Below are 24,142 nucleotides of genomic sequence, written 5' to 3'. Positions count from 1 at the left end.
TTGCGGCTAAGGTATAGAGTAAATACACCATTTATTCGGTGGTAGATAATTGTGAAACGGATAGTTGTAAGAAAGGAAGAACCTGATGACGGAAGAAAGAAAAGAGGTTATGGAACAGGAGCTGGAGAAAGCATTACTTGTAGGGCTTGATACAGGGGAAGATGATAACTTCGAACGTTCCATGAAGGAGTTAGGAGAACTTGCCGAAGCATGTTATATGTCGGTGGCTGGAGTCGTGACTCAGAAGATGGAATCAGTAAATAAAGCGCATTATATAGGTACGGGAAAAGTACAAGAGGTAAAAGAGTATGCCAAAGCTTTAAATGTGGATATCGTTATCTTCGATAATTCCCTGACACCCTCCCAATTGCGTAATCTTCAGAGGGATCTGGAGATGCCGGTACTTGATCGAACGACTCTGATTTTGGATATTTTCTCCCGAAGGGCGAAAACAAGAGAGGCCAAGCTGCAGGTGGAGACAGCACGGTTACAATATCTGCTATCCCGTTTAGTTGGGATGCATGAAGCGCTGACCAGGCAGGGTGGTGCCAGCGGAAGTATGAGTAGTAAAGGTTCCGGAGAGAAGAAGCTGGAACTGGATAGGCGTAAGATTGAGAAACGTCTGGTGGAACTTCGCAGAGAACTTGAGGAAGTATCGAAGGAGCGGGAAACTCAGAGCAAACGGCGTATGTCATCGAGAATTCCCAAGGTATCTTTGGTTGGATATACCAATGCAGGGAAGTCTACGTTAATGAATGCGATGGTGGAACGATATTTACAAGATGAAGAGAAGAAGGTATTTGAAAAAGATATGCTTTTTGCCACTCTGGATACCACCGTTAGGAATATAGAGGTAGGAAATAATAAAGAATTTCTTCTTGCGGATACGGTAGGATTTATTCATAAGTTGCCTCATGGGCTTGTTAAGGCGTTCCGATCCACGCTGGAAGAAGTGAAAAATGCGGATTTGCTCTTATATATTATCGATTATTCGGATGAAGATTATAAGAAGCAGATTGAAGTGACTCAGGGGACTTTACAGGAAATCGGTGCTGCCAATATTCCAGTCATTTATGTTTATAATAAGGCGGATCTATGTGAGATGGAGAACCTGCCTAAAATAGTAGGAGAGGATAAGATTTATATGTCTGCGAAAGGCGGTCAGGGACTTACAGAATTAACAGATATGATCGTAAAGGCGGTATATGACGATTATGTATCGGCTCAGTTTTTAATTCCTTATGATAAAGGACAGATAGTATCTTATCTTATGGAGAAGGCGCAAGTAAAGGAACAGGAATACTTAGAGGATGGTGTTCGGTTAACCGTAGATTGTCATGCGGCAGATGCGCAAAAATATGCACAATATGCAAAAATGTATTGACAAACAAGGGGTTATTGCATATGCTAAGCTAAGAAGTAAGCTTCGTCTAAATAGGATAAAGGCTACGAACAAAAAGAGTAAGTTATCTGACGATGCCAGAGAGGGAAGGTCACCGGCTGAAAGCAGTCCCGATACGAGGATAACCCAAGTGCATTTGTGAGCTGATCCGGAGAAATAGAAGATTGAGTATCCGGGTACGGGAAAGCACGTTACGCTACACAAGGGAAAGATGATTTGAAATCGTCTTTAATTAGAGTGGAACCGCGGATAACTTCGTCTCTTATTATTTTAGGAGGACGGAGTTTTTTTATATGGAGGAATAGTATGGGATTTCTAAGAAGAGTGAGGGAAGAGATTGCCATAATCAAACAGCGCGACCCAGCCATTCACAGTGCGATGGAGGTTTTTCTCTATCCCAGTTTTAAAGTAATGCTTCATTATAGACTGGCTCACAAGTTGTACTTGAAGAAGCACTATTTTCTTGCAAGATGGGTATCTCAAAGAGGAGTAAGAAAAACGGGAATAGAAATACATCCGGGAGCACAGATCGGAGAAGGGTTCTTTATCGATCATGGCCACGGTGTGATTATCGGTGAGACAACAATTATTGGAGATAATGTGACATTGTATCAGGGGGTTACCTTGGGAGGTACCGGTAAGGAATGTGGGAAACGGCATCCGACGGTAGGAAATAATGTCATGATCAGTGCCGGAGCAAAAGTATTAGGCTCCTTTAAAATCGGAGATAATTCAAAGATAGGTGCGGGAAGCGTCGTTTTGGAAGAGGTTCCGGACAATTCCACGGTAGTAGGCGTTCCGGGTCGTGTGGTAAAGCGGAATAATCAGGTCTTTCCGCAGGAAGAAATGGATCAAGTGAACCTTCCGGATCCGGTGAAAGAGGATATTGCCAATTTACAGCATGCGAATAGCGAGCTTACCAACCGCATCTTGGACTTAGAGGCGAAGATGAGAGAACTGACGCGCCGAAATCATACGACAGAAGAGCAGTAGATAGAAAAGCTTCGAAAGAAAATGGAAAGGGTTGAAAAAGATGAAAGTTTATAATACGTTATCTAAGAAAAAGGAAGAATTCATACCGTTAGAACCGGGAAAGGTAAAGATGTATGTCTGCGGCCCGACAGTATACAACCTGATTCACATCGGAAATGCGAGACCGATGATTGTATTCGATACGGTAAGACGCTATATGGAACATAAGGGATATGAAGTGAACTATGTATCCAACTTCACAGATGTAGACGATAAGATTATTAAAAAAGCGATCGAAGAAGGCGTGGATGCGGCCGTTATTTCCGAACGCTATATTGAGGAATGTAAGAAGGATATGGAAGCGATGAACGTAAGACCGGCCACAACCCATCCTCTTGCAACCAATGAAATTGACGGTATGCTCGATATGATAAAGGATCTGATCGACAAGGGCTTCGCCTATCAGGCGGAAGATGGAACGGTATACTATAGAACGCGTAAGTTCAAGGAGTATGGGAAGCTCTCCCACAAGAATCTGGATGATCTGCAAGGAGGGAATCGTTCGCTTCTCGTATCAGGGGAAAATCAAAAGGAAGATTCGCTGGATTTCGTTCTCTGGAAGCCGAAAAAGAATGATGAGCCTTACTGGGAATCTCCATGGTGCAACGGCCGCCCCGGCTGGCACATAGAGTGTTCTGTGATGAGTAAGAAGTATTTGGGCGATGAAATCGATATTCATGCGGGCGGAGAAGATTTGGTATTCCCTCATCATGAAAATGAAATTGCACAGTCGGAGGCGGCAAATGGGAAGTCTTTTGCTAAATATTGGATGCACAACGCCTTTTTAAATATCGACAATAGAAAGATGTCCAAATCCTCAGGAAACTTCTTTACAGTAAGGGATATCGCTGAAAAATATGACTTGCAGGTACTTCGTTTCTTTATGCTTTCCGCACATTATAGAAGCCCCCTTAATTTCAGCGCTGATTTGATGGATTCAGCAAAGAGTGGATATGAGAGGATCGTAACGAGCGTCAGCAATTTGAATTATTTGTTAGAAAATGCATCTTCCGGATCGTTAAGTGAAAAGGAGAATGCTCTACTTAAAGAAGCGAACCTCTTTTTAGAAAAATTCGATGAAGCGATGGATGATGATTTCAATACGGCAGATGCTATTTCCGCGATCTTTGAATTGGTGAAGTTCGCCAATACCAATGCGGATGCAGCAAAGAGTGCAGAGTTCATCAGAGAATTAAAGGATATCATCGTTACGCTTGCGGATATTTGCGGTCTAATCGTGGAGAAGAAGGCAGAACTTCTCGATGCTGATATCGAAGCCCTTATTGAGGCAAGGCAGGCGGCGAGAAAAGGAAAGGACTTCGCGAGAGCGGATGAAATCCGTAATGAGTTATTGGAAAAGGGGATTATTCTGGAAGATACCCGTGAAGGTGTTAAATGGAAAAGAGCTTAATTAAGAAACTGAAAACAGAATTTCATTGCAAAGAGGTGGATATTAAAGAATATTCGCCTCTTACGCTTGCTTATATCGGAGATAGTATTTACGATGTAATTGTGAGAACTGTTGTGGTGGAACGGGGGAATCGTTCTGCCAATAATCTACATAATATGGCAATTAAATATGTGAATGCGGGCACCCAGGCGGCGATGGGGGATGCGCTGTTGGAGGAATTGACACCGGAAGAGCTGGCGGTATATAAGCGGGGAAGGAATGCCAAGACCTATACGAAGGCGAAAAATGCGACAGCCAGCGATTATAGGAAGGCAACGGGATTAGAGGCGTTATTAGGTTATCTTTATCTTCAAGATGAGATGGACAGGCTGATTGCCTTAGTTCAGATAGGTTTCCGTAAGATCGGAGTAGAACTGTAAGGAAGTTTATGAATATTTATTTAAGAAAAGCTTAATTTTCTTATATTCTATGGATGTTTGCAGTGCGGAAGATATATAATGAAATATAATACCAGGGTCAAAAGGTCATGCGTTTCATGCTTGCATGAAAAAACATGACTTTGGGACCCGCCAAATATGAGAAAGTAGCCCGGATAGGGCGGATTTTGAATGTTGTACCCATACAACAGTATATTAAGAAATGGATGAGGTCAGAGAGTGAACTATGAGATATGAAGAATTTACCATTGAAGGAAGAAATGCGGTTATCGAGGCGTTTCGTTCCGGAAAACCGATTGATAAAATATTTATTCTGGACGGATGCCAGGATGGACCGATAGCAACGATAAAAAGAGAGGCTAAGAAACAGGATTGTATCGTGAAGTTTGTAACGAAAGACAGACTGGATCAAATGTCCGAAAGTGGGAAACACCAAGGGGTCATCGCTTATGCGGCAGCCTACGAGTATGCTCAGGTAGAGGATATTTTGCAGGCGGCCGAAAAGAAAGGTGAGCCTCCATTTATCTTTCTGTTAGATAATATTGAAGATCCTCACAATCTCGGAGCCATCATACGAACTGCTAATCTGGCAGGGGCTCATGGTGTTATTATACCGAAGAATCGGGCAGCAGGTCTGACAGCCACGGTAGCACGTACCTCGGCAGGTGCATTGAATTATACGCCGGTAGCTAAGGTGACGAATCTGACAAAGACAATAGAGGAACTGAAAAAACAAGGGTTGTGGTTTGTCTGTGCAGATATGGAAGGAACGAGTATGTATCAGTTGAATCTAAAAGGTGCGATTGGCCTTGTTATAGGTAGTGAAGGTGAAGGTGTGGGAAGGCTTGTAAAGGAGAAATGTGACTTTGTTGCATCCATTCCTATGAAAGGGGATATCGATTCCCTGAATGCATCTGTGGCAGCCGGAGTTCTGGCTTATGAAATTGTCAGACAGCGTATGGCATAGATTGCTGAAAAACAGAGAGTCGGATGGTATGAAGAAGGCATTGGAAAGGGCCATAAAATTTTTATGAAAAAAGATATGTATCACATGCAGAAAGTTTTATTGTATATCATCGGAATATTGGCAATTGTTCTTGCGGTGCTTTTGTTTTATAAAGGCTATAGTTTGTACCGGGAAAAAGTACACCAGGAGAAGCTGGATGTGCGAAATCAGGAGGTACAGTCTGAACTTGATGATATTCAGATGGAGATTCAAAAGCTGTCAGGTGATGGGAAAGCCCTGCAAGAATTCTTAGACAAGAAGATAAACGATGTAGTAAAAGAAGAAATAGTACAAGAAACAGAAGCAGTACAAGAAGTGGTATCAGGGGCAGTATCTGCGAATGAGGGTCAGTCGGCGGATGAACCTTATGATGATTCTAATGTAGAAGATAATGCGATTATTATAGATGTTCCGGAAAAAGCAAGACCTCAGGAGACGGAAGAAGACAGTATTTCCGCCAATGCATCTGGGCAGGAGGAACAGAGGGAAACAATATCCGATCGCTCTCCTTCGGCTGAAGAATTAGAAACCATATCAGGTAACTCGGTATTGCCGGAAGAAGCGGAGACAATATCGGGCAATAACGTATCTCCGGAAGGAGCGGAAACAATATCCGGTAATACAGTATCTCCGGAAGGAGCGGAAACAGTATCCGGTAATACAGTATCTCAGGAAGAAGCAGAAACGATATCGGGCAATGCGGTTGTAGATGGACAGGTCATTCCGTTTGAGTATAGCGAGTCGGGCATGACATTAGAGGCGAGGCGGAATATTCGTTCTTCTTATGCGGAGACTACTCAGAGGAATGGAGAGGATAAAGCACAGATAGCCGGAAGAAATATTGATTTCTCCGATAAGAAGATCGCTTGTCTGGGCGATAGTATAACGGCTGGAAGCAATCTGAATAATCTGGAAGAATATCAGAAGTATTCCTACCCATCCGTATTGAAGAATATTTTGAATGCACAGGAAGTTTATAATCTGGGAATCGGGGGTTCTTCCTACGGAAGGTATTGGGATGAAGCTTTTGTGGATCGCTATAAGGAGATTCCGGAAGATTCTGATATCATACTTGTTATGGGCGGCACGAATGATGGGTTTGCCGCTTCAGCAAAAGAGCTGGGAAGTATTGAGGAACGGAAACCGCGTACTTTTTATGGTGATGTGGATGGACTCATGCGTGGTTTAAAGAAGAATTACCCCAATGCGAAGATTATATTTGCGACCCCTCTTCCTAATATTTTGCATGATTACCTTATGCAGCAAAGAGATTATCTTCTTCCACAGAGGGCCTTTGTAAATGCTATTAAAGAACTGGCAGCAGAATACGAAATAGATGTTATCGATTTATATAATTCCAATATGCTCGATACCCATGACGCCCAGGTTATCTCCACCTATATGCCAGATGGCGTGCATGGTAATCCTGCGGGGTATCAGATTCTGGCAGAGCATTTTGCTGCAGAGATAATTCGGAGTATAGAAAGAGGCGGTCTTCAGGAAGGGACAGTTAGCGGCAACTCTTCCCGGGAAGAGACAATTAGCGGTAATGCGCTTTCACAAGATGCAGTGAGCGGAAATGGTACTTTTCAAGGGGCCATTAGCGAAAGTGCTCCCGGGGAAAATACTATCGATGAACCTATGAATACCGAAGCAGTAATAAATAATGCAGTTATCATTCCCCCTTCTTCACCATCGGAAGAAGAGACAGATAATGCGCAAAATGATAGTAACACAAATGTTTCAGATGATATGCAAAATAACTATCAATATAGCGGTGAAGCGATTATTATACAATAATTAATCAGGTGAAAAGGGTGTGGATATGCGGGATTCTTATGAACAGTATAGCGATGAAGAACTGATTTTACGCCTTCGGGACGGAGAAGAAGATATTATCGATTACATTATGGACAAATATAAGAACCTGGTTAAAAGTAAGGCGAAATCCATGTATATCTTAGGTGCGGATGGTGAGGATCTGATTCAGGAAGGTATGATTGGGTTATTTAAGGCTGTCCGAGATTATGATAGCGGCAGGGACGCCAGCTTTTTTACTTTTGCAGATTTATGTATATCAAGGCAGATGTATACGGCAGTTCAAGCTTCGGGGCGTCAAAAGCACGCCCCTTTGAATACGTATATTTCTTTCTATAGTAAGGTGACTGCTCCCGGAGAACCGGGAGGCGAAGAGGCTGAGCTTCTTAACGTACTTTTTTCCAGGTCAGAGTTAAGCCCGGAAGAAATGATAATCGATAAGGAAAACGTGGAAAACCTGGAACGAATGATAGAACGTGAGCTTAGTTCCTTTGAGAAGCAGGTGCTGGACTTATATATTACCGGAATGAGTTATGTGCAGATTGCTAAAGTGCTTGGCAAGGATGAAAAGTCTACGGATAATGCGTTGCAAAGAATTAAGGGGAAGCTGCGAAGAACATTGCTTTAGGAAAAATAAAAATTACTTTTGGAGGATATTTATAAATGAAAAGGGTATTTGTATTGCTGGCGGTATGCTTAGCGTTCGCTTCTTTAGCAGGCTGTGGTAAGCCGGAGGAAGTTTTATCCGGTTCAGATAACAATCAGGAGCCTTTGAAAGATACAGTGATTGTGGCCATGGGGGTTACTTCTGAGCCGGAAGCAGGATTCGACCCGGCATATGGCTGGGGTGCAGGGGAACATGTGCATGAGCCATTGATTCAAAGTACCCTCACTGTTACTACAAATGATTTGCAGATTGCTTATGATTTGGCGAAAGATATTTCAGTGAGTGATGATGGCTTGTTGTGGACGGTCAAGATAAGGGAAGATGTCTTTTTTACCGATGGAGAAAAACTTACCGCTCAGGATGTTGCGTTTACATATAACACGGTAAAAGAGGAAAGCTCTGTCAACGATTTTACCATGTTGGATAGAGCGGAAGCTTTGGACGATGATACGGTGCAGTTCCATATGGCGGAACCTTATTCCATATGGCCTTATACTATGGCAATTGTAGGGATTGTTCCGGAGCATGCTTATGGACCTGATTACGGGCAAAAACCTATCGGCTCCGGCAGATATATGCTGAAGCAATGGGATAAAGGGCAACAAATTATATTAGAGGCCAATCCCAATTATTATGGGGAAGAAATTCGTATGAAGAAGGTAACGATCGTATTTATGGAAGAAGCGGCAGCTTTTGCGGCGGTGAAAGCAGGGCAGGTGGATTTGGCCTATACGGCAGCTTCCTATTCGGAACAAGCGGTAGATGGATATGAGTTACTAAGTTATGAGACCGTGGATAACCGTGGTTTTAATTTGCCTGCAATCCCTAGTGATGGAGCTATCGGCAATGATGTGACGAGTGACATGGCAATCCGCAGAGCGATTTCTATGGGGATTGATCGTCAGCAGATGATCGATTATGTATTAAATGGCCATGGGACGCCGGCTTACAGTGTCTGTGATAAAATGCCGTGGTTTAATAACAGTGCGGTGGTAGAACATGATTTTGACGGGGCTGTTATATTATTAGAAGAGGCCGGATGGATTGCAGGGGAAGACGGTATTCGTACAAAAGAAGGGCTTAGGGCAGAAATGAATCTTCTCTATCCTGCGAATGATTCGGTAAGACAGGCTCTGGCTGCAGAGGCGGCGAATCAGATGGAAGAATTGGGCATTGATGTAACTATTGAAGGAGTAGGCTGGGATGTAGCTTACGATAGGGCGCAGAGAGAGCCGCTGCTGTGGGGGTGGGGTGCCCATACGCCTATGGAATTTTATAATATTTATCATACGATGCCTGAGACAGGCTTGGCCTCATATTCTCCCTATAAGAATGAAACGGTAGATTCTTATATGGATCAAGCACTTACCAGCAAAGATCTGGAAGAGTCCTATGAACTGTGGAAAAAGGCACAGTGGGATGGAGAGACCGGCACTGATTGGGATGTACCGTGGATATGGTTAGTGAACATCGATCATTTATATTGGGCAAAGAGTGATTTACAAGTTACACCTCAAAAGATTCATCCCCATGGACACGGCTGGTCTATTGTAAATAATGTGGATCAGTGGAGATTTGAGTAATTATAATGAAAAAATGGGTTTGGCACATCTTAAAGAATTTCATACGAATGCTTCTTTTGATATTTTTTGTGAGCATTGGAGCATTTGTCTTAGTGTCCTTGTCTCCGGTAGACCCTCTTCAGGCTAATATCGGACAAGCGGCACTCGGCGCTCTCAGTCAGGAGCAAATCGACAAACTGGAAATATATTGGGGAGTGAATGAGCCTCCCCTTCAAAGATATCTGGCATGGGCGGGAGATTTTCTCAGGGGAGATATGGGGATTTCTCTTTTGTATCGCCAAAGTGTCTCATCTGTTATTATGCAGAAATTATCAAGTTCCCTATTGCTTATGGCTTTCGCATGGATTATTTCGGGTGGAATCGGGTTTGTGCTTGGAATCTTATCAGGAATGAACAGAGGAAAGAGAATCGATAGGATCATTAAAGGATATGCGTTGCTGACAGCAAGTACCCCTGCATTTTGGCTTGCGATTATATTTCTTCTCGTATTTTCTGTTGGGCTTAGATTATTTCCTGTGGGCTTAAGTGTTCCTATCGGAATGGATGCGGCATCCGTAAGTTTGTCAGACAAGTTATGGCATGCGGTGCTTCCGGCAGCCACTTTGTCCATTACCGGTATATCTAACATCATTCTGCACACAAGGGAAAAAATGATCGATGTGATGGAGAGTGACTATGTACTGTTCGCGGTGGCACGGGGTGAAAAACGGTGGGAGATATTGAAGAATCATGGACTTCGGAATGTGCTGCTTCCTGCCATCACACTTCAATTTGCTTCTATCGGCGAGATATTCGGAGGTTCTATTTTGGTGGAGCAGGTTTTCTCTTATCCGGGTATGGGACAGGCAGCGGTAACGGCGGGGCTTGGGGGCGATATTCCCCTGCTTTTAGGAATTACGATTATTAGTGCTTCTATCGTGTTTTTAGGAAACTTTATTGCTGACGTTCTTTACGGAGTAGTAGACCCCCGTATGAGAAAGGGGGCACGGCTATGAATGTTCCCGGAAGAAAAGGTAAGACTATATTTCTTGTGGCTGCGGTTTCCTTTTTGCTTTGTATTCTCGTATTGGGATTTCTATATACAGAGGCAGCTATGAAAACTGATTTTATTCATAAGAATCAGCCGCCATCCTTACAATATCCATTCGGTACCGACTGGATGGGACGTGATATGTTTGCCCGTACGATGGCAGGGCTTTCTATGAGTATACGGATTGGCTTGCTTACAGCAACGGTAAGTGCGGCAGTCGCATTGCTACTCGGTTCTTTAGCAGTAGTTATGGGGAAGGCAGCAGATATATTGATTGGCGGGCTTATCGATCTTATGATGGGAATCCCCCATATTCTACTGCTTATTCTTATCTCATTCGCTTGTGGAAAAGGTGTTCGGGGTGTAGTGATCGGAATATTGTGTACCCACTGGATGTCTCTTGCCCGTGTGATACGAGGAGAGGTGCTGCAGCTTACGCAAAGCGGTTATATACAGGTGGCGGCCAAATTAGGAAGCAGCAGGGGTAAAATTATAAGGATGCATATGCTTCCCCACCTGGTTCCGCAATTTATTACAGGATTAGTGTTGCTGTTTCCTCATGCCATATTGCATGAAGCGAGTATTACTTTTTTAGGCTTTGGTTTATCTTCAGAACAACCGGCAATCGGTGTTATTCTTTCCGAAAGCATTCGTCATCTGCTTACGGGGAATTGGTGGCTTGTGGTCTTCCCGGGACTTTCATTAGTGGTAACAGTTATATTATTCGATTATATTGGCAGTGTGACAAGAAGAGCCCTTGATCCTGCCAGCGTACATGAGTAAGGAGGATGAAAGTGGAAAGAATACCGGTTCTTAAGATAGAGAATTTATCCGTTTCCTTTTCGCAGTATGCGGGAATTTTTAAAAGAAGACAGGTACAAGCTATAAAAGATTTGAATATCATTGTCTATGAAAAAGAAATAGTGGCAATTGTAGGTGCCAGCGGAAGTGGAAAAAGTCTGCTCGCTCATGCTATTTTAGGGATATTGCCTTATAATGCATCTATGAATGGAACGTTGAGTTATTACGGTACTCCGCTCACAGAAGAAAGAACAAGGCAGTTGCGTGGAAAGGAAATCGTATTAGTGCCGCAAAATGTATCCTATCTGGATCCACTGATGAAAGTCGGTCCTCAGATACGCAAGAATGCTAAGGATAGTGTATCCAAAGAAAAGACCTTTCAGATTTTAGACCGTTATGGACTGGGAAAAGAAACGGAAAATCTCTATCCCTTTGAACTTTCCGGAGGTATGGCACGAAGGGTTCTTATTTCTACAGCAGTCATGGAGCGGCCGAAGTTGGTAATTGCAGATGAACCTACCCCCGGCTTGGATATTACATCGGCAAAACGTGTAATGAGCCATTTTCGGGAAATTGCTAATGAGGGTGCGGCAGTATTACTGATTACTCATGACCTGGAATTGGCAGTGGAGACGGCAGACCGAATTGTGGTATTTTATGAAGGAATGACTTTGGAAGAAGTGCAGGCTTTAGACTTCGCACAGGAATCTAAGCTGCACCATCCATATACGAAAGCCTTGCGGCGGGCAATGCCTAAAAATGGAATGCAGATAGAGGAAAGAAAATATACCAAAGGGGTTACAGGATATATTGAGGGGAGAAGCGTATGATCTTAGAAGGGGAGAAATTGTCATTTCGCTACGAAAATGGCAATCGGCAGATATTTCACAGCTTTTCTCTTGCGATAGAAAGTGGCGAGATTGTAGGTTTATATGCTTCCAGCGGCCATGGAAAGACTACGTTATGTAAAATATTCGCAGGATATGAGAAGCCGGATGCAGGGATGGTGACCTTGGGAGGAAAGCCAATTGAAGATTACCGCGGTTACTGCCCGGTACAGATGATCTGGCAGCATCCCGAACTCGCAGTTAATCCCCGGCTGAAGATGTCCCGGGTACTTGCTGAGGCAGGAACTATCGATGAGCATGTGATAAAGAGTCTTGGAATTGAACGTGAATGGATGGATCGATATCCGGCAGAACTGTCCGGTGGAGAGTTGCAACGCTTCTGTATTGCACGGGCTCTGGGAGAGAATACGAGATTTATTCTGGCAGATGAAATAACAGCTATGCTTGACTTAATTACGCAGGCTCAAATATGGAGCTTTTTGAAAGAGGAAATTACAAGACGCAATATAGGGATGCTGGTTGTAAGCCATTCCGAGCAACTCTTGGATAACCTTTGTACGCGGCGGCTGGATATGCCCATGAGAAAAGTAGAAAGTATACCATGGCCGCTTGCGGCTAAGGTATAGAAAAATGAACCGGACTATGCTATACTAAAGTGTAGAAGTGGCTTGTAATAAAACGGAGTATTATAAAAGATAAGCAAGATAAAATAATAAATAGGCTATATACGATATATAAAATTTTACTAAGGAGGTTGTTGGGGTGAATGTATTTGTTTGGTTCATGCTTACAGCAACATTAGGTTCCGTCCTGTTGTTAATATATGCGGTTGCGAACCACAATTCGGAACGATCATTTTTCTTAATTTTCGCCACCATCTGTACTTTCCTGTATGTATTTGGTTACTTGTTGGAAATTATTTCTCCTACGTTAGAAGCTGCATTCATGGGAGTGCGGGTACAAAAGATGGGAACCCCGTTCCTTGTAATTCTAAACTATCTTTTCATACGGGATGTTTATGGGGAAAAGCGCTTTAGTCTTCGCAGGCATTGTCTGATTTTTGCATTACCTATATTTAATTTGTTCACCATTCAGGCATTTCCGTTAGTGCGTTTACATTATACACATATCGAATATTTCTGGAATGGGCAGCTTGCTAATTGTCATGGATATGCGGGCCCGATGAGCTATCTTGCCACTGCATATAGTTTTCTGTTCGTATTTTTAAATATCCTGCGTATTCTAAAGAACCTAAGAATAGGAAGCCAATTGCAGAAACGGCAGAGCCTTAGCTTGCTGGCATCTATTTTGATGCCCCTTGTGGTTAATATTTATCATACTTTTTCCTATAATCATCTTCGCATCGATCTGAATCCTTTTGCAGTCTCTCTTTCTATGGCACTGCTCCTATATTCTGTTCGGAAGCAGAATTTACTTAATGTTGTACCGTTAGCCCGGGCACAAGTGATTGAATCGATGGGAGATGCCTTTATCGTTTACGGCAAGGATTTCGGTTTTTTGGATGCGAATAAGGCAGCCAAGAATCTGTTTCCCGAGTTAGCCTCCTTGCTTCCCGGCGAGATCATAAAGGACCCTCAGTGGCTTAAAAACGAAGGTGAGCTATATCTCCCCATAGATGGTGAGATGCGGTTTTATAGGGTGACACAGACTCACATCGTGCAAAATAATAAGAAAAATGCTACCTGTATTGTATTCCATGATATTACCGATAAAGAAAACGAACTGAAAAGCTTATATAGCAAAGCAACTTTTGATCCTTTAATGCATATTTATAATAGGGCTACTTTCTTCGATCTTGCGAATTTTAAGCTAAGTTCGAAGAAAGCTAAAAGCTATCCATATGCCTTACTAATGATTGATTTGGACCATTTTAAACTAGTGAACGACACCTACGGACATTCTTGTGGAGATATGGTGCTGCAGGACATAGCAGCTATTATAAAAGGCTATTTTCGCCAGAATGATATGGTAGGGCGTTACGGCGGTGAGGAAATTGTGGTTATGTTGGAGAATCTCCCGGTAGAGAAGGTGCTCGACATAGTGGAAAGACTTCGGATGGATATTGAGAATACAATAATTCTTTACCAAGGACATGAAATAAGAGTTACAATTAGTATCGGAATAGCATATTCTCAAGCAGGAAGCGCATATTCCTTGGATGAGATGTTATCCCAGGCGGATTCGGCCTTGTATAAAGCAAAAGACAACGGACGCAATTGTTCCCGGCTTTGCGAAGAGCGGTGAGAATTATACTTGTATTACAATCGGTAAAAGCAATGTTTTAGCTGTATTATCAACGCGAACATTATTGTTTAAGGAGGAAGTTATGCATATATCAGGTTTAATTATCGGAGCACTATCTTTTATTATTATAGGTCTGTTTCATCCTATTGTTATTAAGTGTGAATACTATTTCACATGGAGGATTTGGCCTGTATTCTTAATTGGCGGCCTTGTGAGCTGCGCAGCTTCTCTATTTGTCTCACATACGATTGTATCCGGAGGTCTCGCAGTCTTAGGGTTTACTATGCTGTGGTCCATTCATGAGCTGAAGGAACAGGCGGAGCGCGTGAGTAAAGGTTGGTTTCCTGCGAATCCGCGTCTTAAGGAAGATAAGAATGTAACAATAAATGAAGAGTAAATAGAATTTTGATATGGCAATGAACTTTTGTCTGTACGATATAATAAAAGTACAGAAATTCATAATATTGTTAAAATATTATACCAATCTTCGTGATAATATGAAGTCATATATGGATAAAGTAACAGATGATTATGAAACAATGATTGTTACCAGAAAAAATAATAAGAACGTTGTAATGTTATCAGAAGAGTCCTATAATAATCTCATGGAAAACATTTACGTAATGGGAAATAAAACTAACTATGATTGGTTAATGGAATCGAAGTCACAGTTGGAGAATGGAACTATTTCTACGCATAAACTCGTTGAGGTAGAGGTTGATGAATAAAGTTTTTACTGATAATGGCTGGAAAGACTATATATATTGGCAGACAGAGGATAGAAAAACTCTAAAAAAATCAACCAACTTTAAACGTTTTCTACACGAACACTTTGGGATAGTCTCTATGAGAATAGATTTAGTAGTGAGAGACAAAAAGGGTACTTGATTTCTCAAGCACCCCATTGTATAATTTACTTAGAAAGGTAGTCGGAAGCGAAGTTCCGATTTGCCCTCAGTAAAATGTATTGTTGAAATAGCATCTACTTTGGACGGTGAAGTGAATGCTATTTCTTTTTGTTTGGTATCAAATATCGGGAAATCGCATCCGCTCTCTTTTCAATTATACAACACGATTATAATACATACAGAACTGATGTTCGATTGAAAAGCATCAATGGAGGATAATTAATCTTTGAAGGTGCTTGTGGCATGTAATGATATAGAGGTAGTTTTTAAAGAACGATCTTCTGGCATTGAGTATACGGAAGCAAAAGATTACTTAGAGTTAGCGCTCGGAAAAGAGGGAGAAAGCGTCGTTTCCACCGATAGATATACTGTCGGTTGGTCTCATATCTAGCGGCAGCCTTAGAGACCCCATACTTATCAGCGTAATGAATGAGAGATAGACGGTACCTCATATCCTGTGTTATACTAGCCATGCGAGAATACACTCCTTTGCGTTGATTTTTGTTGTGGTGACTTAAATATAACACAAAAAGGTATCCTTGCTTTTATATTATTCAGTTTTGTAACACATGTATTGTAATCCTACAATCAGAGTTGTTATTGATAAATTAAGGGGGATTTATAAAAGTCAAATAGGGTGCCATATTGTAGTGATTGTGAGCTATTAAAATTTGTAGACTAGACTATGCGTAAAAAGTTACTATTGTGACCAAGAGGACAGAACAGATGATATATTTAAAAAGGAGATGATGTTAATTATGCTTAGAAAATATGTATTGGCACTAGCAGCTACATCTATTGTTATGATACTAATGGGGTGCGGCAATGGAGGGGAAGGGATAGCGGAAAATTTTGATAATGAAACAGAAGAAAATTCAGAGGATAGTCATAATGATGTAGTAGACGAAGAAAGCCTTGTTTCTGAGGATATGGATTATTATAGTGTGTGTACCTCGAAGTCAAAGCAGGAGGTAGAAGAGTTTGCAGAGTCGATGAAGGCAGCTATCTTGAATGAGGACTGGGCGGCGGTTTCTGAGATGGCTACTTATCCGATCACGATACAAGGAGTAGAATACGTAGATGAGGAAAGTCTTGCGCACGCGGATATTGTGTTAAGTGAGGAATATAAAGAGGCGTTGGAGACAGCCTCTTGCAAGAACCTTTTTGCTAATTGGCAGGGTATTATGCTTGGGAACGGAGAAGTTTGGATTGGAGAAGTGCTGGATGAAGGATTAAAAGTTATAGCTATTAATACGGAGAAGCAATAAGAAGGGGCTGTCATCCCAGTGGATAAATAATATCCAAATGAAAAGAACAAAAACACATGTTCATGGGGAACAACAGAGCAGTGGTGCTATCCAAATTATAAATATATATATTTTAAAAATACCAAGAACCGATATATGATTTGTGAATAGTTGTATGGAGCAGAAAACTGGAAACAGAATTCTGCTCCTGATTTTATTATAATGCTGTTTTTTCTTTTCTTTTTTCTCCACAGGAAATAGTGTTATATATAAAGTGTTTTTGATTGAATGATTTAAACTATTACATTGTCATATACCGAGAGGTATGAAGTTATGATTTTTCTAATACCACATCAAGAAACAAATCCCAACAATAAAAAAAGTCCCTGAAATCAAGGACTTTTCACAAGCTGATGACGGGAATCGAACCCGTGACCTCCTCACTACCAATGAGGTGCGCTACCGACTGTGCCACATCAGCAATACCGAAAGTCATTGTATCATTTAAGAATATCTTTGTCAATGAAAAAAACACTTTTTATCGAAAATTGAATCTTCATAGGAACACTTCTTATATCATCCGTTAAGAGAACCAATAGGAAATGAGGATTAGTCTAAATTAGTACAGGTTGGTTCACTAGTCAAGGTATAATTAACCAAATTAAATGAGAAGATATTATACAAAATGTATAAATTGGAATTTATATTATAAGATATATCGTCATAATGTCCTTTTTTGACAGTACATTAAAACGATTGTGACAACAAAAATTATTAAATTATAATATAATTATTTTATGATATCTATAAGGCTACACAAAAGGAAAAGAATATGAGCTCATATATTTTTGAAACAGTTGAATTTAAAAATCAATATCCAGTTAATGCTTTTGCTGCTTCTATTCAAAGCAGTAGCTTTCATTGGCACTATGAATATGAACTAATTGTAGTGTTGAAAGGTAGCATTATAGTAAGTGTTAGTCCCAAGCCGATCGATATGCACCAAGGAGATATTATTCTGGTGAATTCTAAAACTGTACATGAAATAAAAAGTGAAGATCAAAATATTTGTATGATTTTACAATTGGATCCGGGACTTTTTAAAAAAGAAAATAGTGACAATGCTTATTATCGCTTTTATCTAAACAGTGTTGTGAATGAAGAATCGGCAAAAAAGGAGTATAGCTATTTTGTGAAGAAAGTTGCTGGAATCGTATTACCTGTATTGCAGCAGGACAGGAAGGCTTGCTACCGTTTGAGGGCCAAGGTTTATGATTTGATTGCAGATTTATTTGAATATGTGCAGTATGATATGCATTTGAAGACAGAGCAGTCTGACAGCAATGCGGCCACGCTGATGAAAATTATCGATTATTTGAAAGATAATCTGTCAGAAGAAGACGTTATGGGCAGCCTTTATAAAGAGATTGGTATGGGAGAGAAGACAGTATATCGATATTTAAAAGAACATGCCGGATTTTCTTTAAAAGAAATGCTTGATACGTTACGAGTGAATGAAGCTAAACGGCTACTGAAAAATACAGAGAAGAGTATCGGATGCATTATTGATGAATGTGGATTTGGTTCAGAAAATACTTTTTATCGTATTTTTAAAAAGAGTGCAGGATTAACACCCAATGAATATCGTCAACGAAAAATAGACATAGAAGGAAGCCCTAAGCTAAGAGGGTACCTTGATTTTGAACAAGGTGAAGCAAAACGAATCTTACTGGAAATATTGGAGGATAAAGGATGATGAAATACAGCAAGGAAAAGAGGATGTTATTTACCGATAAGGCGAAAAGTATTGTAGATACTTTGTCGTTGGAGGAAAAGGTATCCTTGATGAGTGGGAGCATGACCTTTGAAGAGGTGCGTGGCGCAATACGGAAATTGACGAAAGAACATTATAATCAGTTTCCGTATCCGGCGGGTGGAATACCGGAAAAGGGGATTTCCCCCATGCTTTTTTGTGATGGTCCCAGAGGAGTTGTTTGCGGAAATGGAAAAAGTACATGCTTTCCTGTTTCCATGCTTCGGGGTGCAACCTTTGATACGGAGCTGGAAGAAGAGATAGGAGAAGCAATAGCCAGAGAAGTACTTGCATTTGGTGGAAATCTTTTTGCAGGTGTATGCATCAATCTGCCCTATAACCCTGGTTGGGGCAGAAGTCAGGAAACCTATGGAGAAGATTCCTTTGAATTAGGAGAGATGGGAGCAGCTTTGGTAAAAGGAGTGCAAAAACATGGTGTTATGGCCTGCTTGAAGCACTTCGCCTTTAATCAGATGGAAAATGCAAGATTTAAGGTGAATATTGACTGTAGTAAAAGGACAGAAAGAGAAGTGTTTCTTCCTCATTTTAAAAAGTGTATTGATGCCGGAGCGGGCTCTGTTATGAGTGCTTATAATCTCTACAAAGGAACGATGTGTGGTCATAATAATTATCTGTTAAATCAGGTTTTAAAAGAAGAATGGGGATTTGATGGATTTATTATGAGCGACTTTGTATGGGGTGTGAAAGATACAGTAGAGGCAGTAAATGGTGGTCAGAACATGGAGATGTGCGTGACCAAGTTTTTTGGCGAAAAGCTTATAAATGCGGTGAAGGAAGGTCTGGTAGATGAAGGTAAAATTGATGATGCGGCCCTTCGGATTATACGAACAATATTAGCTTTTACAGAAGATAAAGAAAGAGTAAAGATGGATGTGGTGGGATGTAAAGACCATATACAGTTAGCATTGCAATCTGCGAGAGAAGGTATTACTTTGATTAAAAATCAAAATCATGTATTACCGCTGGATAAGAAAACAACCAGACAAGTTGTTGTTTTTGGCAAACTGGCCCAGGATGAAGCGACTGGTGATAAGGGATCAAGTCAGGTTTTCCCGCCTTATGTAGTTACCCCTTTACAGGGAATAGTAAAGGCATCTTCCAACACAGAGGTAATTTATTACGAAGGGGAGGATTTGAATCATTGCAAAAAGCTGGCTGAATCTGCAGATGCAGTAATCTTTGTTGTAGGATATGATTTCAATGACGAGGGTGAGTTTGTTGCTCCGAATAAGGAAGATGTCTATACAGGTGCTATTGGCGGGGATCGAAGAACTGGTCTCGGACTTCACAAAGAAGATATAGAGTTACTGAAACATATAGGACCTGTAAATAATAACTCAATTGCTGTTTTAATTGGCGGAAGTACTATTTTGATAAGTGAGTGGAAAGACTGTGTGAGCTCTATTGTAATGGCCTACTATCCGGGGATGGAAGGTGGAACAGCACTGGGAGAAATTATTTATGGAGATGTCAACCCAAGCGGGAAACTTCCTTTCGTAATTCCCAAAAAGGAAAGTGATTTGCCTCAGGTGGACTGGGATGCAGAGTATCAGTATTATGAGTATTTTCATGGATACCGAAAGCTTGAAAAGGAGGGAGTGGAACCGGAAGTACCATTTGGATTTGGTTTATCTTATACATCTTTTACTAAAGATAAGATGAAAGCATGGGTAGCAGATGATGTACTTTATGCGTGCTGTGAACTGAAAAATACCGGGGATTGTGAAGGAGATGAAGTATTGCAGCTGTATGTGGGATTTGAGCATTCTAAGGTTGAAAGACCTTTTAAAACCTTAAAAGGTTTTAAAAGAGTGCATTTGCAGCAAAGCGAAAAGCGTCAGGTTATTATATCCTGCCCTGTTTCAGAACTTTCCTGGTTTAATGAGGAGAAAAATGCATTTGAAATAGAACATATGGAGTATGAGGTGTATTTGGGTACAAGTAGTGCAACAAAGGATTTGTTGAAGACAACGATTACAATCTAGGAGGAAGAAAATGAAAAATAAGATACCATTTTATGAGAAACTTGCTTTTGCAGTCGGTGATGGGGGATGTAACTTTATATGGACGACAATTGGTTCTTTCTTAACATTGTATTATACGGATAATGTTGGTATTAGTGCGGCAGTAATAGGTACTATTATGCTGTTGTCAAGACTTGTGGATGGATTTTCGGATTTAGGAATGGGTGTGATTATTGACAGGACTCATACCCGCTTAGGTAAAGCGAGACCATGGATTCTCTGGTCTGCAGTTCCTATGGGAGTTGGTCTTGTATTGCTGTTTAGCGTGCCGGATTCTTTTAGCAGTGGTGCCAAAATAGCATATGCCGCTATTTCCTATACTATTATGGCAGCAGTTATTTATACCGCAAGTAACCTTGCTTATAATACATTGTTGTCTTTAGAAGCTCCGGACCCCAAGGATCGTGTTACTATGAGCTCTATGAGATTCTTCTGTACAATGAGTGTTGTTTTAATTATCAACTACAATACCATGAAACTAGTTAACAAATTTGGCTGGACCGGAATGGCGATTATTTTTGGTATAATTGCAATCGTACTGTTGCTGATTACTTTCTTCTTTACGAAGGAACGCAACTTTGTTGATGTGCAAGAAAAGAAGGAAGAAAAGGAAAAAGTATCTGTAATTCATTCCTTTAAGATACTATTTAAGAATAAATACTTCGTTTTAATTACTTTGATTTTCATTATAAATTATACAGCACTTGGTATTAATAATGGCATTCGTATCTACTTTGCAAGGGATGTATTGGGAAATGCGGCATTAATGGGAACTTTGACATTATGCTTTATTTTACCTAAGATGATTGGTAATCTTCTTTATCCTCAAATTTCCAAGATGCTTGGAAAATGGAAGAGCCTTGTAATAGGTTATGTATTAGAAATGTTTGGGGTTGGTATGATGATGGTAATGCCGGCTTCATTGCCTGGAACCATTACGGGACTTGTATTATTGGGTATCGGTGGTATTCCTCATACGGCAGGACTGTTTGCGATGGTTGCGGATATTGTAGATTATGGAGAGTGGAAGACCGGAGTACGTATTGATGGGCTTACTTATTCAGCGACGAGCTTTGGAATGAAAGTTGGCTCAGGATTTGGCGCAGCTGTTGTTGGCTGGGGACTTGCGTGGGGGCATTATAATGGTGTGCTCGCATCTCAGACAACAGAAACCGTTAATGCTATTAAGATGTTATTTACAGCAGTTCCGTTCGTATTATTTGCAGTTGGACTTATTATTTTGCTATTTGCTAATATTGATAAGATTTACCCTCAAATTTCAAAAGACTTAGCGGAAAGAAGATTAGCGAGATAAAAGAATTTTTGAAGAGTTTCAAAGCGTATATAAAATATAAATAATATAAAGCTCCATAAACGTTGCCGTAATAATATATGCAATGTTTATGGAGGTTTTTCTTTTATTTTAATAATCTGGCTATTTACTGTAAAAACTATATGTAATATAGTAAGAGGCGAAGCAACAATGATCTTACAAAGGAGTGTTATTTGAAAATGAAGAAGTACAACATGCTTACGGATGCGCCGGGAAAGTCACTGTTTTTCTTTGCGCTTCCGCTTATAATCGGGAACTTGTTCCAACAGTTTTATAATATGGCAGACTCAATAATCGTAGGGCGATTTGTAGGAGAAGAGGCGTTGGCAGCGGTAGGAGCATCTTATTCTCTGACGACAGTTTTTATTATGATTGCCATAGGAGGAGGAATCGGGGCATCGGTAGTAACTTCCCAGTATTTGGGTGCAGGACTCCATGATAAAATGAAAATATCAGTATATACGGCACTGATTAGCTTTGCAGTTCTTAGCATTGTCATGGGAGTATTCGGTTTCGTTATGTGCGAAAATATATTGTTGGCACTTCGGACACCGGAAAATATCTTAGCAGATGCAATCTTATATTTAAGGATTTATTTTGTAGGACTTCCATTCTTATTTATGTATAATATTTTATCCGCTTTGTTTAATTCCTTAGGGGATTCTAAGACACCTCTTTATCTTCTTATTTTTTCCTCTATATTAAATGTTGTGTTGGATTTATATATGGTGCTTTCGTTACATATGGGAGTAGCGGGAGTGGCGGTTGCAACAGTAATTGCGCAGGGGATTTCAGCGCTTCTTTCCTTCTCTATACTAACAAGGCGCTTGAGGCAGTATGGAGGGCAGGAAGATAAATTTGTAGCCTTCCGTGGGGACATGCTCGGGAAAATGTTAAGGATTGCGCTTCCGTCTATGATCCAGCAATCCATTGTATCTATTGGAATGTTAGTTGTGCAGTCCGTAGTGAATGGCTTCGGATCCTCAGTTCTGGCCGGATACACTTCGGGAATCCGTATCGAGTCTATTTGTATTGTATCGATGATTGCGATGGGGAATGCTGTTTCCACTTTTACCGCACAGAATATGGGCGCTGAAAGGGCAGATAGAGTGAGGCAAGGATATCGGAGTGCCTATGTTTTAATCTTTGCTTTTGCCGTGATTACATTTCTTATATTAACTATTTTCCATGGGCAACTAATTTCTGCGTTTATCGATAGTGAAAGCGGAGGAGAAGCTTTTGCGGTCGGAAATGCTTATATTACATTTATTCGCTTTTTCTTCGTGTTTATCGGACTGAAATCAATTACGGATGGGGTTCTCAGGGGAGCGGGTGATGTGGCAGTATTTACGATAGCTAATTTGATAAATCTGGGGATTCGTGTGTTTATATCGTTTCAGTTTGCCGGTATATGGGGAATCGAAGCGGTTTGGTATGCGGTACCGATGGGATGGGTAGCCAATTATATCATATCCTTTTTATGGATGTTGACAGGAAAATGGTCCAAGAAGAAGATTGTTTCTTCCTGACAGGGAATTATAAGAGAGCAAAGAAATAGAATAGTATTGAAATAAGAGTTAGAATAGTAGTAGAATGGAGTAACAAAAGCAGATGACGGAGGTTTGAAATGGAAGAAGGGAAGATTCATAGTAGTGCATTTATTGCACAGGGAGCAATCGTACTGGGCGATGTTAGAGTAGGAGAAGAATGCAGTATATGGTTTCATGCTACCGTAAGGGCTGACAGAGATGAGATTATCATTGGCAATAGAAGCAATATTCAAGACAATGCAGTGGTGCATGTGGAGACTGACTTTCCGGTGTATATCGGTGAGAATGTAACTGTTGGGCATAGCGCCATCGTTCATGGAAGTACAATCGGGGATAATACGCTGGTAGGTATGGGAGCTATTATTCTGAATGGAGCAAAAGTAGGGAAAAACTGTATTATAGGTGCAGGAGCATTAGTGCCTCAGAATATGGTAATTCCTGACGATTCCCTCGTTATAGGCTGTCCGGGTAAAATACTTCGCAAGGTGACGGAAGAAGAGAGGCGGGCTAGCTTACATAATGCCATGGAGTACGCAAGGGAAGGACAGAACTATAAAACATAAAACAAATCAAAAATAGGAGGATTAAGAGGATGGATTTTTTTGAAAAGGTAGGAGCTACAATCGTAACAGCAGGGAAGGACGTAACGGATAAAGCAAAGGATTTGGCTGAAATAGCTAATCTGAGGAGTCAGATCAATGCTTGTGAAGAGGTAATTAAGAAAAACTACATGGAAATCGGAAGACTTTATTACGAGCAGTTCAAAGAGGCAGAATATAATGACTTCGTAGAGCAATGCAGTGCAATTACTAATGCAAAAAGCGGTGTGGAAGCATTAGAAGAGAAAATCCGTGATATTAAAGGCGTGTAGAATAAGGATATGCCAAAGGGTGAAAGTAGTAAGAAGTAAAAGAGATAAAAGTAAAAGAAATTAGGAAAGAAGAGG

The 24,142-nt window shown here is 40.8% G+C and carries 23 protein-coding genes, 1 tRNA gene and 1 other annotated feature; of the genes, 23 read left to right on the top strand and 1 reads right to left on the bottom strand.

All coding sequences use genetic code 11. The annotated features are described in order from the left end of the window. Positions 1 to 85 precede the first annotated feature (85 nt). From hflX to RBB56_RS02200, 17 genes are all read left to right on the top strand, one after another. Positions 86 to 1,384 (top strand): GTPase HflX, encoded by a 1,299-nt coding sequence (gene hflX, locus RBB56_RS02280; protein WP_306720792.1) that lies wholly within the window; start codon positions 86 to 88, stop codon positions 1,382 to 1,384. 55 nt (positions 1,385 to 1,439) lie between these two features. Next, positions 1,440 to 1,668, top strand: a binding site (T-box leader). Between the two features lie 40 nt (positions 1,669 to 1,708). After that, positions 1,709 to 2,395, top strand: coding sequence for a serine O-acetyltransferase EpsC (gene epsC / locus RBB56_RS02275; protein ID WP_306720791.1), 687 nt, complete (start codon positions 1,709 to 1,711; stop codon positions 2,393 to 2,395). A 40-nt stretch (positions 2,396 to 2,435) separates the two neighbouring features. Further along, positions 2,436 to 3,845, top strand: a complete 1,410-nt coding sequence (gene cysS / locus RBB56_RS02270; protein ID WP_306720790.1) for a cysteine--tRNA ligase — start codon at positions 2,436 to 2,438, stop codon at positions 3,843 to 3,845. Beyond that, positions 3,830 to 4,264, top strand: coding sequence for a Mini-ribonuclease 3 (locus RBB56_RS02265; RefSeq protein WP_306720789.1), 435 nt, complete (start codon positions 3,830 to 3,832; stop codon positions 4,262 to 4,264). Before cysS ends, RBB56_RS02265 begins: the two co-directional genes overlap by 16 nt. A gap of 244 nt (positions 4,265 to 4,508) precedes the next feature. Next, positions 4,509 to 5,249, top strand: coding sequence for a 23S rRNA (guanosine(2251)-2'-O)-methyltransferase RlmB (gene rlmB / locus RBB56_RS02260; RefSeq protein WP_306720788.1), 741 nt, complete (start codon positions 4,509 to 4,511; stop codon positions 5,247 to 5,249). Positions 5,250 to 5,312: 63 nt separating this feature from the next. Further along, positions 5,313 to 7,088: an SGNH/GDSL hydrolase family protein gene (locus tag RBB56_RS02255; protein WP_306720787.1), complete on the top strand. Its 1,776-nt coding sequence runs from the start codon at positions 5,313 to 5,315 to the stop codon at positions 7,086 to 7,088. 25 nt (positions 7,089 to 7,113) lie between these two features. Continuing rightward, a complete protein-coding gene (gene sigH, locus RBB56_RS02250; RefSeq protein ID WP_306722068.1) occupies positions 7,114 to 7,734 on the top strand; it encodes an RNA polymerase sporulation sigma factor SigH in 621 nt (206 codons plus the stop codon). 35 nt (positions 7,735 to 7,769) lie between these two features. Next, a complete protein-coding gene (locus RBB56_RS02245; protein ID WP_306720786.1) occupies positions 7,770 to 9,356 on the top strand; it encodes an ABC transporter substrate-binding protein in 1,587 nt (528 codons plus the stop codon). A 5-nt stretch (positions 9,357 to 9,361) separates the two neighbouring features. Further along, entirely contained in the window at positions 9,362 to 10,351 is a 990-nt protein-coding gene (locus RBB56_RS02240) for an ABC transporter permease (protein WP_306720785.1), read from the top strand. Then, a complete protein-coding gene (locus RBB56_RS02235) occupies positions 10,348 to 11,169 on the top strand; it encodes an ABC transporter permease (RefSeq protein WP_306720784.1) in 822 nt (273 codons plus the stop codon). The genes RBB56_RS02240 and RBB56_RS02235 overlap by 4 nt, the downstream gene beginning before the upstream one ends. 5 nt (positions 11,170 to 11,174) lie before the next feature. Next, positions 11,175 to 12,017, top strand: a complete 843-nt coding sequence (locus RBB56_RS02230) for an ABC transporter ATP-binding protein (RefSeq protein ID WP_334307468.1) — start codon at positions 11,175 to 11,177, stop codon at positions 12,015 to 12,017. Beyond that, a complete protein-coding gene (locus RBB56_RS02225) occupies positions 12,014 to 12,661 on the top strand; it encodes an ABC transporter ATP-binding protein (RefSeq protein ID WP_306720782.1) in 648 nt (215 codons plus the stop codon). Before RBB56_RS02230 ends, RBB56_RS02225 begins: the two co-directional genes overlap by 4 nt. 136 nt (positions 12,662 to 12,797) lie before the next feature. Next, entirely contained in the window at positions 12,798 to 14,300 is a 1,503-nt protein-coding gene (locus RBB56_RS02220) for a histidine kinase N-terminal 7TM domain-containing diguanylate cyclase (RefSeq protein ID WP_306720781.1), read from the top strand. Positions 14,301 to 14,382: 82 nt separating this feature from the next. Beyond that, positions 14,383 to 14,697 carry a DUF4491 family protein gene (locus RBB56_RS02215; RefSeq protein ID WP_306720780.1) on the top strand — a complete coding sequence of 105 codons (315 nt, stop codon included), beginning with the start codon at positions 14,383 to 14,385 and terminating at the stop codon, positions 14,695 to 14,697. A gap of 64 nt (positions 14,698 to 14,761) precedes the next feature. After that, positions 14,762 to 15,028: a type II toxin-antitoxin system Phd/YefM family antitoxin gene (locus tag RBB56_RS02210; RefSeq protein ID WP_306722067.1), complete on the top strand. Its 267-nt coding sequence runs from the start codon at positions 14,762 to 14,764 to the stop codon at positions 15,026 to 15,028. A gap of 418 nt (positions 15,029 to 15,446) precedes the next feature. Continuing rightward, positions 15,447 to 15,599 carry a hypothetical protein gene (locus RBB56_RS02205; RefSeq protein WP_306720779.1) on the top strand — a complete coding sequence of 51 codons (153 nt, stop codon included), beginning with the start codon at positions 15,447 to 15,449 and terminating at the stop codon, positions 15,597 to 15,599. Between the two features lie 367 nt (positions 15,600 to 15,966). Then, positions 15,967 to 16,476 carry a hypothetical protein gene (locus RBB56_RS02200; RefSeq protein WP_306720778.1) on the top strand — a complete coding sequence of 170 codons (510 nt, stop codon included), beginning with the start codon at positions 15,967 to 15,969 and terminating at the stop codon, positions 16,474 to 16,476. 387 nt (positions 16,477 to 16,863) lie between these two features. Here RBB56_RS02200 and RBB56_RS02195 read toward each other — a convergent pair. Continuing rightward, a tRNA-Thr gene (locus RBB56_RS02195) sits at positions 16,864 to 16,936 on the bottom strand. A gap of 351 nt (positions 16,937 to 17,287) precedes the next feature. Between RBB56_RS02195 and RBB56_RS02190 the strand changes: the two genes are divergently transcribed. The 6 genes from RBB56_RS02190 (at position 17,288) to RBB56_RS02165 (ending at position 24,067) form a co-directional block, all read left to right on the top strand. Further along, complete coding sequence (locus tag RBB56_RS02190; protein WP_306720777.1) at positions 17,288 to 18,211, top strand: AraC family transcriptional regulator; 924 nt, start codon at positions 17,288 to 17,290, stop codon at positions 18,209 to 18,211. Then, a complete protein-coding gene (locus RBB56_RS02185; protein WP_331526388.1) occupies positions 18,208 to 20,274 on the top strand; it encodes a beta-glucosidase in 2,067 nt (688 codons plus the stop codon). Before RBB56_RS02190 ends, RBB56_RS02185 begins: the two co-directional genes overlap by 4 nt. Before the next feature lie 10 nt (positions 20,275 to 20,284). After that, a complete protein-coding gene (locus RBB56_RS02180) occupies positions 20,285 to 21,628 on the top strand; it encodes an MFS transporter (RefSeq protein ID WP_306720776.1) in 1,344 nt (447 codons plus the stop codon). Positions 21,629 to 21,825: 197 nt separating this feature from the next. Next, positions 21,826 to 23,175, top strand: a complete 1,350-nt coding sequence (locus tag RBB56_RS02175; RefSeq protein WP_306720775.1) for an MATE family efflux transporter — start codon at positions 21,826 to 21,828, stop codon at positions 23,173 to 23,175. A gap of 98 nt (positions 23,176 to 23,273) precedes the next feature. After that, positions 23,274 to 23,759, top strand: coding sequence for a gamma carbonic anhydrase family protein (locus tag RBB56_RS02170; protein WP_306720774.1), 486 nt, complete (start codon positions 23,274 to 23,276; stop codon positions 23,757 to 23,759). Positions 23,760 to 23,788: 29 nt separating this feature from the next. Next, complete coding sequence (locus RBB56_RS02165; protein ID WP_306720773.1) at positions 23,789 to 24,067, top strand: zinc ribbon domain-containing protein; 279 nt, start codon at positions 23,789 to 23,791, stop codon at positions 24,065 to 24,067. Positions 24,068 to 24,142 lie beyond the last annotated feature (75 nt).

The organism is Kineothrix sp. MB12-C1, from assembly GCF_030863805.1.
GTDB lineage: Bacteria > Bacillota > Clostridia > Lachnospirales > Lachnospiraceae > Kineothrix.
Note: the sequence above shows the minus strand (reverse complement) of the source record. Positions and strands in the feature narration are given on the sequence as shown.